At 44.1% G+C, this 13,715-nt stretch carries 12 protein-coding genes; 9 read left to right on the plus strand and 3 right to left on the minus strand.

Annotation, left to right across the window (positions count from 1 at the left end; genetic code table 11):
- The first annotated feature begins 2 nt into the window (after positions 1–2).
- Together LEP1GSC058_RS08465 and LEP1GSC058_RS08470 are read left to right on the plus strand one after the other, a co-directional pair.
- Complete coding sequence (locus LEP1GSC058_RS08465) at positions 3–3,377, plus strand: methylmalonyl-CoA mutase family protein (protein WP_016549291.1); 3,375 nt, start codon at positions 3–5, stop codon at positions 3,375–3,377.
- Between the two features lie 199 nt (positions 3,378–3,576).
- Positions 3,577–4,092, plus strand: coding sequence for a TIGR04452 family lipoprotein (locus LEP1GSC058_RS08470; RefSeq protein WP_016549236.1), 516 nt, complete (start codon positions 3,577–3,579; stop codon positions 4,090–4,092).
- Between the two features lie 46 nt (positions 4,093–4,138).
- On the opposite strand, the gene LEP1GSC058_RS08475 is transcribed toward LEP1GSC058_RS08470, so the two are convergent.
- The gene (locus LEP1GSC058_RS08475; RefSeq protein WP_016549306.1) at positions 4,139–6,118 is read right to left on the minus strand and encodes an O-antigen ligase family protein; all 1,980 of its coding nucleotides are present in this window, start codon (positions 6,116–6,118) and stop codon (positions 4,139–4,141) included.
- A gap of 133 nt (positions 6,119–6,251) precedes the next feature.
- Between LEP1GSC058_RS08475 and LEP1GSC058_RS08480 the strand changes: the two genes are divergently transcribed.
- The 6 genes from LEP1GSC058_RS08480 (at position 6,252) to LEP1GSC058_RS08505 (ending at position 11,251) form a co-directional block, all read left to right on the plus strand.
- On the plus strand, positions 6,252–6,563 hold the full coding sequence (locus tag LEP1GSC058_RS08480) for a hypothetical protein (RefSeq protein WP_016549268.1): 312 nt from the start codon (positions 6,252–6,254) through the stop codon (positions 6,561–6,563).
- Positions 6,560–7,009 carry an LIC_11090 family protein gene (locus LEP1GSC058_RS08485; protein WP_016549183.1) on the plus strand — a complete coding sequence of 150 codons (450 nt, stop codon included), beginning with the start codon at positions 6,560–6,562 and terminating at the stop codon, positions 7,007–7,009. The genes LEP1GSC058_RS08480 and LEP1GSC058_RS08485 overlap by 4 nt, the downstream gene beginning before the upstream one ends.
- Before the next feature lie 131 nt (positions 7,010–7,140).
- Positions 7,141–8,091 carry an MbnP family copper-binding protein gene (locus LEP1GSC058_RS08490; protein WP_039948221.1) on the plus strand — a complete coding sequence of 317 codons (951 nt, stop codon included), beginning with the start codon at positions 7,141–7,143 and terminating at the stop codon, positions 8,089–8,091.
- A 55-nt stretch (positions 8,092–8,146) separates the two neighbouring features.
- Positions 8,147–9,295 carry a methanobactin export MATE transporter MbnM gene (locus LEP1GSC058_RS08495; RefSeq protein WP_016549304.1) on the plus strand — a complete coding sequence of 383 codons (1,149 nt, stop codon included), beginning with the start codon at positions 8,147–8,149 and terminating at the stop codon, positions 9,293–9,295.
- Position 9,296: 1 nt separating this feature from the next.
- Complete coding sequence (locus tag LEP1GSC058_RS08500; RefSeq protein WP_016549252.1) at positions 9,297–10,217, plus strand: hypothetical protein; 921 nt, start codon at positions 9,297–9,299, stop codon at positions 10,215–10,217.
- Between the two features lie 47 nt (positions 10,218–10,264).
- Positions 10,265–11,251, plus strand: coding sequence for an LIC11086 family outer membrane transporter (locus tag LEP1GSC058_RS08505; RefSeq protein ID WP_408605694.1), 987 nt, complete (start codon positions 10,265–10,267; stop codon positions 11,249–11,251).
- 10 nt (positions 11,252–11,261) lie between these two features.
- Here LEP1GSC058_RS08505 and LEP1GSC058_RS08510 read toward each other — a convergent pair whose 3' ends face one another.
- Positions 11,262–11,600 carry an LIC_11321 family protein gene (locus LEP1GSC058_RS08510; protein ID WP_084680398.1) on the minus strand — a complete coding sequence of 113 codons (339 nt, stop codon included), beginning with the start codon at positions 11,598–11,600 and terminating at the stop codon, positions 11,262–11,264.
- A gap of 132 nt (positions 11,601–11,732) precedes the next feature.
- On the opposite strand from LEP1GSC058_RS08510, the gene LEP1GSC058_RS08515 reads away from it, so the two are divergent.
- Positions 11,733–12,734, plus strand: coding sequence for an LA_0442/LA_0875 N-terminal domain-containing protein (locus LEP1GSC058_RS08515; protein WP_016549288.1), 1,002 nt, complete (start codon positions 11,733–11,735; stop codon positions 12,732–12,734).
- Here the strand turns inward: LEP1GSC058_RS08515 and LEP1GSC058_RS08520 are convergent.
- The gene (locus LEP1GSC058_RS08520; protein WP_039948240.1) at positions 12,731–13,711 is read right to left on the minus strand and encodes a cysteine synthase A; all 981 of its coding nucleotides are present in this window, start codon (positions 13,709–13,711) and stop codon (positions 12,731–12,733) included. The two genes, LEP1GSC058_RS08515 and LEP1GSC058_RS08520, sit on opposite strands and share 4 nt — an antisense overlap.
- Positions 13,712–13,715 lie beyond the last annotated feature (4 nt).

Consider the following 13,715-nt stretch of genomic DNA (forward strand, 5'->3'; position numbering starts at 1 on the left):
AAATGGAAGCGCAAGCATACCAACCTAAACATAAGCTAAAGTTCGTAACTGCGGCGTCTCTCTTTGACGGACACGATGCTTCCATCAACATCATGAGACGAATACTACAATCTTCCGGTGTGGAAGTCGTTCACTTAGGGCATAATAGATCCGTTCAAGACATTGTGGAGTGCGCTATCCAAGAAGACGTGCAAGGAATCGCCGTTACAAGTTACCAAGGCGGCCATGTCGAATATTTCAAATACATGATCGATTTATTAAAAGAAAAAGGATCTAGTCATATCAAAGTGTTCGGGGGAGGAGGAGGCACGATTCTTCCTCAGGAAATCCAAGAGTTGGAAGCGTACGGAGTCTCCAAAATTTATTCCCCCGACGACGGCAGAGCCTTGGGACTTCAGGGAATGATCAACGATCTACTCGCAAAATCCGATTTTATCCCTCCTCTGACATTTAACGGAGATCTTCATTCGGCCTTAAGATCTCGAAACCCGATCGCGATCGCACAATCCATTTCATTGGTCGAAAGTAGCACGAGCAAAAATAATGCGGATCTTTCCGTCGGAGGAAAGTTGGATTTCCCTCCCCCATCTCGCCCAATTCCGGTCGTTGGAATCACCGGAACCGGCGGGGCCGGAAAATCTTCGCTCACGGATGAACTCGTCCGTAGGTTTATACAGGATTTTCCAAAGAAGACCATTGCGATCGTTTCGGTTGACCCTTCCAAAAGAAAGACCGGCGGGGCCTTGCTAGGAGATAGAATTCGTATGAACTCCATCTCGCATCCGAACGTATATATGCGCTCTTTCGCCACCCGGGAAGCGAATATCGCTTTAAATAAGAACGTGAAAAAGAGTCTAGAAATTCTAAAGAGTTCCGAATTCGATTTAATCATAGTAGAAACCGCCGGAATCGGCCAAAGCGATTCGGAAATCACCGAAGTTGCCGATATCAGTTTATACGTGATGACTCCCGAATTCGGAGCAGCGACCCAACTTGAAAAAATAGACATGATCGACTATGCCGATCTCATCTCCGTAAATAAATGCGATAAACGCGGAGCGCAGGACGCAATTAGAGACGTACAAAAACAATTCCAACGTTCTCGAAAGCTCTTTGAAAAATCTCCCGATGAAATGCCTGTATATGGAACGATCGCATCTCAATTCAATGATCCCGGCACGAATAATTTGTATGCGGCATTGATCGGCGTATTGAACTCGAAATTCAATCTGGGCTGGAAATCGACTTTCTCCATCACGAAGGAAGCCAGCCAAAAAATCCATATTATCCCTCCCGAAAGACATCGTTATCTTTCCGAAATCGCGGAAGAATGCGAGAAGTACGATTCCTTTGCGGAAAAAGAAGCCGCGTTAGCCGAAGTCTTATATAGAATTCAGGGAGCGATCGAGGTTCTTCGAGAAAGAGGTAAGGATACGGCCGATCTCGAGAAAGAATTTCATGAAAAGGAAGCTCAGCTTCGTCCCGAAACAATGGACCTATTGCGTAATTGGGAGAAAAAGATCGGCAAATACTCCGGTGATTTCTTTACGTATTCGGTTCGAGACAAGGAAATTAAAGTTCCAAACTTTACGAAATCATTAAGTAATATCGAAATTCCGAAGGTCGCAGTTCCGAAGTTTAGAAATTGGGGGGAGATAGTCCGCTGGTCCTATAAGGAGAATTTTCCGGGCGAATTCCCGTTTGCGGCCGGAGTTTTTCCGTTTAAACGAACAGGGGAAGATCCTACAAGAATGTTCGCGGGAGAAGGCGGCCCGGAACGCACAAATGCGAGATTCCATTATGTTAGCCTTGGAATGCCCGCTCAAAGATTAAGCACGGCCTTTGACTCCGTAACTTTGTACGGAGAAGATCCGGGAGAGAGGCCCGATATTTACGGAAAAATCGGGAACTCAGGCGTTAGCATTGCAACGTTAGACGACGCAAAGAAACTCTATTCCGGATTCGATTTATGCAAACCGAGTACCTCCGTTTCCATGACGATCAACGGCCCGGCTCCCATGCTATTATCTTTTTTTCTAAATGCGGCTATCGATCAATCTTGCGAAAAATACATTCGATCGGAAGGGAAAACGGAGGAGATCCGGGAGAAAATCCAGGCAATTTACCGAACGAAAGGAGTTCCGACACCGATTTATAAAGGCGAGATTCCCAAGGGAAACGACGGACTCGGTCTCCTGCTATTGGGAGTAACGGGAGATCAGGTTTTAAACAAAGAAGTTTACGAAAAGCTGAAAGCCGAAACGTTAACTACAGTACGAGGTACGGTCCAAGCGGATATTCTGAAGGAAGACCAAGCACAAAATACCTGTATTTTCTCCACGGAATTCGCCTTAAAGCTAATGGGAGATATTCAAGAAAATTTCATTCGCAATAAGGTGCGCAATTTTTATTCAGTCTCCATATCGGGATACCATATCGCCGAGGCGGGCGCGAATCCGATCACGCAGGTCGCATTCACGCTGTCGAACGGATTTACGTATGTTGAATATTATCTTTCTAGAGGAATGAAGATAGACGACTTCGCCCCGAATCTTTCCTTCTTTTTTTCCAACGGGATAGACGCCGAATATGCGGTAATCGGTCGGGTCGCCAGAAAAATTTGGGCAAAGAGTATGAAGAATAAGTACGGAGCCGGGGAAAGATCTCAAATGTTGAAATACCATATTCAAACCTCCGGACGTTCCTTGCACGCACAGGAAATAGCGTTTAACGATATTCGAACGACTCTTCAGGCATTGTACGCGATTTATGATAATTGCAATAGTCTTCATACCAACGCGTATGACGAGGCGATAACCACTCCCACGGAAGACTCCGTTAGAAGGGCGATGGCGATTCAACTGATCATCAATCGGGAATTGGGCTTAGCCAAGAATGAGAACCCGCTGCAGGGCTCCTTCATAATCGAAGACTTATCCGATCTAGTGGAGCAGGCGATACTGACCGAATTCCGTAGAATTTCGGAACGAGGCGGCGTATTAGGTGCTATGGAAAGAATGTATCAAAGGAATAAAATTCAGGAAGAATCGCTACATTACGAACATCTAAAACATACCGGAGAAATTCCGGTAATCGGCGTAAATACCTTTTTGGGCAAAGACGGCTCGCCTACGATCCTCCCCGATGAAATCATTCGCTCTACGGACGATGAAAAGAAGGCGCAAATCGCTCAGCTGCGAAAATTCCAGGAAAGAAATCGGGAAGAAGCTCCGATTGCATTACAAAAACTGCAAGAGGCATGCATCGAAGATAGAAACGGTTTTGATCAGTTGATGGAAGCTTCTAAAGTTTGTTCTCTCGGACAGATGACCCAGGCCCTTTATGAAGTAGGCGGACAATATCGGCGAAATATGTAAATTCCGCGCCGAACCGTAAATAATCGAATCTTTCCTCTAAGATCGCAGGATTGCCAAAAAACAATCGATTCACTCACGAAAATGAATTGATTCTCTGGCTAATTCGGATAATTTTTTGACAAAGTTTTGGATTCTGAATTCCGATTTTGCCTGCAACTGACTGATCGGAATAGGATATATTTTTCGGAGAATTCTTGTGATGTCATTTAAACGATTTATTTCGCTTATTACGATTCTGCTGATATTTCTCATTTCTATAGATTGCAATAATATCGGCTACGCCGGTCCGGGGGGAGTCAGAGGGTCGGATGCAAAATTAAAGATTAAGGAAGCGGTGAGCGACGAGAACGATCTTTTCGTTGCGCAGGTCTACCCTCTCCTGCTCAATCCTCCGAGTTGCACCAATTACGGAGGAGCCAGAGCCACCCGATTAAGCGGGTTTGACGCTCTTGCACTCAAGGATTTCTTCGCTAAAGCGAGAAATTTTACGATCCAAGACACCAAAGTTTATACGCAGAGTTCCTTAGACAAATGTACGTCGACGATTCGAAATATCGGAGTAACGTTTGATATACAGTATGCTCAGGCAGTACAACTTTATGCTACTTGCAATTCAGCTCCGCAGCCGATCGATCTTGGCTCTTACATTATCTATAAATCCTGCGAGTTAGAGGACGCGGGAATCATTCAATGGAATAAAACGAAAATCCCGTAAACGGCGATATCGAATTTTAACATAAACCCGATCGGGGTGGGAAGCACTATGGAGTCGTGGAAAATTTAAGACAGATTTTTCTAGGCTCCGGATCTTCCACCCGTTCGGACAAAAGCCTTTGAAAGAAATTTCTCCGCTCACCCGTTCTCTTCTCGTCGCCGGTGTCGGCTTCGCAGACCCAATTCAATTCTCCCGGAAAAATCGGAAACTCCACTTTCATCTTAGGCTCGATATGAATAACCCGTGCTTCGGAATCATTATTAGAGAATTTTAAAATTCTTTTTTGATTCGCAGACTCTTGCAAAAAAGGAAAATCGGCTTCCAAAAGAATTTTTCCGGACGCGGAAATTTCCATCCATCCTTTGCCTTCCAATAGATACGATTCCCCGATTCGATCGGGCGGAAAAAATGTCCCGTATCGGGAGGTTTTTTTACCTGCAAAGAAGACAGCCGCAACTAACAACCCGCAAAAAACATACAGAAATAATTTGAATTCGCGAACCGTCGCTCTTCGCTTACCGATCATTGATAATAATAATATCCAAAAAGGAATTTGTATCGCTCTTAGGAAAAACCATTCTTGCAGCCAGCTATATGCGAAAATTCCCAGAAAAGACGATATAATGACTCGATGAATAAGTCCCTTTTTACTTATTGAAAAACGAATCCCGCGATAAAAGGCGATTCCCCATAATGCGCAAAAGAAAAATAATCCGAAGATTCCTTCTCCCGACAAAACCTGTAAGAATTGGTTATGGGAAGAGTGCAATCTGGTCCCTTTATCTACCCCCTTCAAAAAATGCTCGTTACCCCAAGCATAAGACTCCATCCCACCGCCAAAAATCGGAGAATAAGAAGAAAGTAAAATACCTGCGGAGAATAACTCCTTTCGCTCTTCTCCGCCGGAAAGAAATCCGAATTCCTTCGCAAAGAGAAAAGGAAATAACAACGCTAAACAGAGCAGTAACCCAGTCGTTCGTAAGGCAAATACTCTGGAAAAACCGGAGTCTTTTTTCAAAGACAAAACGGTCATCGATAGAAAACCGAAGACGGTAATGCCGAAAGCGATGAAGGCTCCGCGAGCTCCGATCAAAAACAAAGTATATCCAAAACCTAATAACAGGGAGGAAATTAATAAAAACGAAATATTGTAACCGAATGCAATGAAGCGCCGTCTACGAAAGAAATTCGTTAAATACAGAGCCCCGAATGGAAGGCACGCAATTAAATACATCGCGTACCAACTTCTATTCCAAAAAAGGGATTGAATGCTGCGACTGCCCGATAAATGGAAAGAAAGTACAGAATGAGGAATGTTTCGATCAACGTATCCTCCCAGCCAAATATGATATAAATCCAACCAGTTGGATACTGTAGGAAAAATAAATTCCAAATACCCGATAATGAGAGTCACACTAAAGCCGGTCAATAGTCCGCCAAATAAAACGGTCGGAATTCTGAAATCTCCTTTCTCCCGCTTGAAGGCCCCCGCTAGTACGAACAAGAGGTAAATGGAAATCGTTACGAGTATCATTTTTAAGGGATACATAGGTTCCAATTCGCCAGAACGAAAAAAGAAAAACGGATTGATTCGATAGTGTTCCAAGTCCGTTAGAATGTCCGGCTGGAAAAGTAGTCCAAGGAGGCCGGCAAAAACGAAACCGACTGATAACATTCCTCCGATACTTTTAAAAAAAATAAGAATGCGAGCATCCGCTCGCTTCACGGTCGAATAAGCCCCACAAAGCCAAGTAAGCAACAGAAAATCCATGATTTCCATGAAGCGTCCGCCCGGATGATTTCCAAACAAAGGAAGAACGGCAAACAGCAGGAACAAACCGAACTTAGGTTTTAAAAAACAGATTCCAATCCAAAGAAGCGCGCAACCGACGATTGGGAAACGAAACGAAAGCGGATAATAGAGAAGAAACGAAAATAAAAACGAAACCGTAACAATGCAAACGATCCATGGGATAAGGACTCTCTTACGAGCAAGCGTAAGTTCGGTTTTTTTATGAATTGGCATTCGTATGGAAACTTTTTCTAAAAGTCTTGCGTGTCCTATCTACTGACATTCCTTTTTTACGGCTCTCTTCGAAAAAGGCTTTCGTTTTTTAGTTTCCCGAATAGCCTTATACGGGAAATTTTGGTTAAAATTTATGGCTTCATCCGTTATACAGTTTACAGAGTCTCACGTTTATCCCGACAAAAATCGGTTTAGAGTAGTCTTTGTACGGAACGTATGTTCTGTCGAAACGGAAGAAATTACTCTGATTTTAAATAAAATCCAGGACGTACAACCGAAATCGGTCGAGCTGGATTTGGAAAGCGTGGTGGCAATTCCGTCGCTTATCCTGAACCGAATTCTCAAACTTCTCGCGGAACTTAAATCTCGGGGAATTCCTGTAGAAATCAAAACTAGCGAAGGACTCAGATCCGTCCTGAATCGCCTTAAGATCTCTTTGCAATGAAGGGAACGACTCTCGTATTGATCCACTGCTTCTTGTTTCATAGCCTAGTTTTCGGTAGTGGGTTTTTCGGTGGCATCCTTGCCGACGAAATCAAACTTTGCGAATGCAATCATGGTAGCAAAAAGGAAACCCATGCAACGGACGAAGATTTATCGTTCAAAACTAAACTAGCCACCGAAGACTCCTCCCGTTCGCATACTGACGACACGAATCATCATTTACCCGATTGCCAATCCGCCGATGCGGGAGAAGTTCATAAATGTTCTTGCTCGAAAGCAAAGGACAAGGTGGCCTTCTTTACTGGAACGCTTGTTCAGCAGATATTCGCGCTGGACGCTTTTGGATTTTTCCCTAACCTGGAAGAATCGAACATTTTGTCCTTACAAACCCGAATCTCCGGCCTGTACCTTTCAAGCGATATCGATCGTCCTCCTAGCTTCTACTGATATCTCCCTCCAAACGAACCCGTCCGGCTATTGATATGCCGACGTTTAGTTATTCCACCTAATAAGAATTAGGTGACGTATGATCTTGGATCCGACTAAATATCGAATCCGGGATGCATTAGGAGATTATAATGTTCTTTTTAAAAACAACAATACGTGCGCTACTTTTATCATCAACCGTTGCATTCTTAGGCAGCTGTAACGGAAACACAGAAAAATCAAATATGCCTTGGCTGCTCGCGGGGTTACTTGCGAGCGGCCCTCTCCCCGGAATACGTTTCAAGGCAATGGCAGGATCTAGCCTCATAGAATGCGGTAAAGATATTTCAGGCCACGCCCTCTTTCGGACCACCGGAACGAAATCGGTTTCGGAAGGAATCGGACCGACTTATCATATAGCGGAAATTATGCCGATCAGCCTAAAAGACCTAAGACTTTACGTTTCCAATCTAACCTTGATCGAAGCTGATGGTTCCGAAACGAAACCGGTATTTACGGCAGACGGCAAATGGCAGAACTCGTCCGTAGCTTTACTGGATTTTGAAAATCTTTCGGGGGATTGTACGGGCACATCCGACACGAATTCCCTCGTGAAAATTACGATACCGAATAAGTTATACAAAGGCATTCGCTTTGAAGTTGGAGTTCCCGAGGAATTCAACCATCAAAATCCGGCTCTCGCGAACAGTCCCTTAAACGTCAGCGGACTAGCATGGGGTTGGGCGATGGGCTATCGTTTTTTAATCGCCGAATTCGTTTCTCATGACCCGACTGCGAACGGAAATACCGCCGTATTTCATTTGGGTTCGGGAGGATGTTCAATGTCGGCGCCTTATGCCTGCGCAAGACCCAACCGGGCGGTCATCGATCTACAACCTGCCGGCGGGTACAATCCTTCGACTCAATCCGTAAAATTGGATCTCAAGGCTCTCGTCAACGGTTGGGATATCCGCTCGGGAAGTATCTCTTGTCATTCCGAGAGCGCAATGACTTGTGCATCCCCCTTTACAAACCTGGGAATCGATTTTTCCACCGGAAACTTGTCCGGAATCCAATCGGTTTTTTCGATCTCAAACGAATAGGAATCGTCTGCTTCATCCTCCGATTTTCGGAAGATAGAAGCGGGCGCGGTTCATTATGAAATATCAATATTTATTTAGTATAGTTCTGTTAGTGCAATCATGCTCTGAAGTAGGAATAGAATCAAAAAAGAAAAATTCTTCGATTCAATCGACGATTCTCTCGATGGCTTTGTTGGGAAAAAACGAATCCGGCTACGCCTGGAATCTTCCTCTTGGATTTCCGAAGCCAAAGGTTCCTGAGGAAAACGCGATGTCGGAAGAAAAAGTGACACTCGGCCGTTTTTTATTCTTCGAAAAAAGACTCTCGGCAAACCAAACTCAATCCTGCGGAAGCTGTCACCAACCTTCAAAGGCGTTTACGGACGGGTTAACGGTTTCCGTCGGATCAACGGGACAACTACATGCGAGGAACGCTCAGCACTTATCGAACATCGCTTATAATGTAAGGCAAACCTGGGCGAATCCTTTCCTCGTAAAATTAGAAGATCAAATTCCGATTCCCATTTTCGGAGACAACCCGGTGGAGTTAGGGATGAGAAACCGGGAAGAGGAACTCATCGGCAGACTAAAAGCGGATTCCGTTTATCCAGACTTATTTCGCGCTGCATTTCCTGAAGACTCGGATCCTATTTCTTTAAAGAGTATCGTTTTTGCGATCGCAAGCTTCGAGCGAACGCTGCTCTCAGGCGACTCTCCTTACGATAAATATAATAGAGGAAATTTGAATGCTCTTAGTGCCTCCGCTATTCGAGGTAAAAATCTCTTTTTCGGAGAACGCGCCGAATGTTTTCATTGCCATGCCGGGTTCAATTTTACGGACACGGTTCTTCATTCTGAAACCGTTTTCGAAGAATTCGCGGTTCATAATAACGGTTTAGATTCTTCCCGATACCAAGTTCCGAACGGGGGACTCTACGAGTTCACTGCAAAGACGAATGACAAAGGCAAATTCAGGGCTCCTTCCTTAAGAAACGTGGAGTTAACCGCGCCGTATATGCATGACGGTTCCATACCGGATCTAATATCGGTCGTAAATCATTATGCGAACGGAGGCTCAGGCGACGGGAGAACGAACCCGAATCGAGATCCGCTCGTACGAACTTTTTCTTTGACCGAATCCGAAAAGGCGGACCTCGTCGAATTCTTAAAAAGTTTAACGGATACGAGCTTTATCCGGAATCGCAAATTTCAGGATCCCTTTTAACATGGGATACGATATAAAACGATTCGTTGTCTTGATTCAGTTTCCTTTTTATTTCGGATGCACATTCGGAACAATCGGTAATTCGACTAAAGAAAAGGAAACCGTTTTACAAGCTATCGGAAGAATAATCGATTCGCAGAAAACTCCGGTTCTCCCCGTAATCTATTATTCGGATGATCAAGCTGATTCGGATCTAGGAAAATTTACGATCTCCACATCGGTCGATTCCTATGAGATCACGATTGATTCAAATTCGGTGGAATTAGGTCAACTTTCTTTACTCATCAAACCGGTTCCGAACCGATCCTTCTCTTTTTCTCAAAGATCCCTATCTGCCAGAGAACGAATTTACAAAAATGAGACCCGAATTTCCGGGAATATGCATTCGTCCGACCCGAACGCGAATTCCGATGCGCCTAACGCATCGGATTATGCGCGAACTTACGGAATAACCGGAAACTTTCATGCAGGAGATATTTCCTCGGTAAACGATTCGATTCCTAGCGGTCCGGTTCGATCGCAATTTCTTTACGGATTTCCCGATATTCCCTTCGGAATTCTTTCTCATATATACGGAGTATATAATAAAATATTGTTAAACTTATCCGCAAAAAGGGTTTCAGACGGATCTATCAAAACGATTTATTTGGATCTTAGAAATTTAAGCTTTCAAGTAGAAGCCTCCTGTAACGTCGGCTTTCCGTATTCTAAATCGATTCCGTTTTCGATAGGTTTTAGGGTAGACGGCCTCCTTTCAGGACGTCCCGGTTCTTCCGTTTCACTTCTGGATGATGTATTCCTATCCGGAAACACATCCTTAATAATCAGCGAACTCCAAAATTCGTCTTGGTTGAACGAAACGATACAAGTCTTCAATTCCCCCGGACAAGTTTTGATCTTGTATCCATGCTTATTTCCATGAAATTGTTTTCTTTCCATCGGTCGCTTTATTTTTGTACTGCCGCCGCAATGCTTTTTCTTTTTCAAAGACCCATCCTTTCGCATCATGCTGGCGAAGGGCAAACAATGGCTTCTTCTACCCGATTCATAGATCCGTTTACGGGAAAAAAAGAAAAGCCCTTAGATTACATTTTGATAACTCAGGATTATCAAAAAGGAACGATAGATCATTCGAATCTATATACGACGACCTTGTTCGGAGAGACTTTCTATTCTGGCGGAAAGTTCGCTCTGAACTTTAGCATACCTTGGATCTACTATCGGCAAATCGGAAGAGAGGATGCCGCAAGATACGGTAAGCCCTATCTTGGATTTAAATGGAATCCGTTTATAGAATCGAATAGCCCCTTCTTTATCTTATTGGAAGCAAGACTCGGATTTCCTAGCGGAGGAGACTCCAGCAAATTTACCGGCGGAGATTATTATTCGGGCCTAACCAATGTAACCGTAGGCGCGAGTTTTACTCGATGGCTATTCGTAATCAGAGGTTCCGGAATTTTTCCGTTATCAACGGATCGCTCGTCTACCGCGGAACAAGTCGGCGTTCCATATTGGGCGCAATCGACGAATACGACTCAAACTCCCGAGACTTCTCCTAAGATCCAAAAAGTTACGCAATGGTTCGGATATGTGACTTATCGGCTAACTCCGAATTTTAACGTTTTTGCAGGTTATTTAATTCGAATTCCGTACGTGAATGTAATCGGAGGCGGCAGTCTGGTGAATGAAACGCCGAATAATCGAAAAACATTTCCTCGGATATTCAGAGAAATTAGTTCCGGCTTTAGCTGCAAAGCATTCAAAGGATCTAATCTTACGATAGCAGGTAGGTTTCCGTTAGACCGTGATTCAGATATCAGATTGTACGACTATGCAATCACGACATCGCTATCCGTTGAAATTTCGGACTGGCGAAAATCAAAGTCCGAAGGGGATGGGAAAAAATCGGATGAGCCGGGAATCGAAAACGAAACCTTATTCCCTCTCGAAAAATAATGATTCGTATTCAATCCCAAATCGATTGAAAGCAGAGAGGAGAGTCTTTTAAAAAACTATGATATCCCGGTTTCGTTACGCATTCTTCCTCAGTAGCGGGAAAGTAATCGAATCCGCCGCCCTGGTATTTTATGCGACAACAACCTTTCACCGTTTTCTTTTTATCTTCCGAATCCTTGGCGGGAGATTCGTTTTTCTTTTGAGATCCCGGTTCATCCGCAACACCCTTCACAGGAAACTCCCGTGAGGAAAAAAAAGAACCGGATGCAAGGCGACTACTCCAAACATGCTCTATAAATATGAACGCCAACAAGATAATTATTATCGGTATCGAACGAATCGACAACATAACCATCAGTTATTCTTTGTCGCGTTTCTCCCGCAAGGCAAAAAAGAACCGATTCTTTCGATTACGGAATATTTTAGCTTGACTTTCTATTTGTAGGACAACCAAAAGGAAATATATTCCCGAGGTATCATAATGAAAAAAATTTCTAAAAAAGCGCCGGTCGGAAATTTATTTCCGATTCTTTTTGCACTTGTCTTCGTTCTACCCGCCTCGATTTCCGCAGAAACCATCCTCTTAAAAAATGGAGACAAGGTATACGCCACGGTAATTGATCAATCGACCGATTCCGTAACGATTCTGAAAGAAACGAAACGCCAATCGATTCCTAAAAACCAAATTCTTAAAATTATATTTAAGGAAATTAAGGACGAAACGGAACTCGCGAAAATCATAGAGGCGGAAAAGAAGAAGTTAAACAAAGAAGGCAAGAAAACCGACAAGGAAGAGCAGTTAGACACGATAATGCTCGAACAGATGATCAAGGAGAACAGCTATAAAGTCGTACAAAAGCGTCTTGCTTTGATCGAGAAATATATAGAAGAACAGGACGCTAGTTGGGAAGAATATATTACGACCAAACGGAGCCCGTGGGATCCGGTTTGGAGATCGGCTGTCCTTCCGGGCTGGGGTTTAAGCCACATGAAACAAAATGCATACGGTAAAACTTATCAAATGCTCTTCATCTTTTCCGCGTTGGCTTATTTCGGTTTTGAAAAGGCTGCGCAAGATAGATCAAGTAAGCACGACAATAAAGTGAACGATATCCTTTTGAAAGACCCGCTGATCTACGCCCAAATTAACGCGGCGCTACCTGCTGCAACCGCCCAACTCTTTATACAGCAAGATCAGATTTCAAAACTTCAGGATTTGAATAAAATAAAGAGCCAAGAGCACAACTACTCGTCATACAGCCATAACGCGCTAGGTATCGGAATCGGTATCTATGCGATACAATTATTGCACAGTTATTTCACCGGCAAGACCTGGGCAACGCACAATCAGGTGGAAACTCCGTCCGGTGAAAAAGTGTCCGCAGGAATAAACGTTAAAAGCGTTTATATACCGATGGCGGCGGGAGGAAGCCTCGCCGGATCTGAATATAGAACCGACGTGCGTTATGTGACTTTGTTCTAAACCCGAGGAATAGAATAGCCTTTTGTTTTTAACCAGTCTTGGTCGAAGAGACGAGACTGGTACCTTGCACCGCTATCGCATAGTATCGTAACTATAGTATGCCCCGGACCAAGTTTCTCCGCCAACTTTATCGCCGCCCCGACGTTAATCCCGGAGGAGCCACCCAAGAACAGTCCGTCTTTTTTCAATAGCGTATAAATGACTTCCAGGCATTCTCTGTCGGTAACTTGAACCGCATCGTCAAACGGCACGTCTTTCATATTTTCAGTGATGCGCCCGTTACCGATCCCTTCCGTAAACGAGCTTCCTTCCGAGCTGATTTCTCCCTTCTTAACGTAATTATAAATGGCGGAGCCCAAAGGATCCGCGGCTACGGAAAGTAGGCCCGGTTTTTTTTCCTTTAAATAAAGCGCAGTCCCCGCATACGTACCTCCTGTTCCTAAGGAAGTTACCCATACGTCGATTTTCCCGCCCGTTTGCTCCCAAATCTCCGGACCCGTCGTATAATAATGGGCTAAACGATTAGCTATATTATCGAACTGGTTGGCCCATATTGCATTCGGAGTTTCTTCGGCGATGCGGGCCGATACTTTCACATAATTGTCGGGATCTTTGTACGGTACTGCCGGGACTGTTCTAACTTCTGCGCCTAAAGTTTTTAGTAGATCTATTTTCTCTTTTGATTGCGTGTCGGGAATAATGATTAAGGTTTTATAACCCTTTGCATTACAAATATGCGTTAATCCGATCCCGGTATTTCCGGCAGTTCCTTCGACGACAGTGCCGCCGGGTTTCAACAGTCCCTTTTTTTCCGCGTCTTCAACTATATAAAGCGCCGCTCGATCCTTAACGGAACCTCCGGGATTCAGAAATTCGGCCTTACCTAAAATTTCACAGCCGGTTTTATCGGAATAATAATTCAATCGAATCAGAGGGGTATTCCCCACCGTTCCCGAAAATCCTTTCGTAATTTTCATCGAT

The organism is Leptospira fainei serovar Hurstbridge str. BUT 6, from assembly GCF_000306235.2.
GTDB classification, from domain to species: Bacteria; Spirochaetota; Leptospiria; order Leptospirales; family Leptospiraceae; genus Leptospira_B; species Leptospira_B fainei.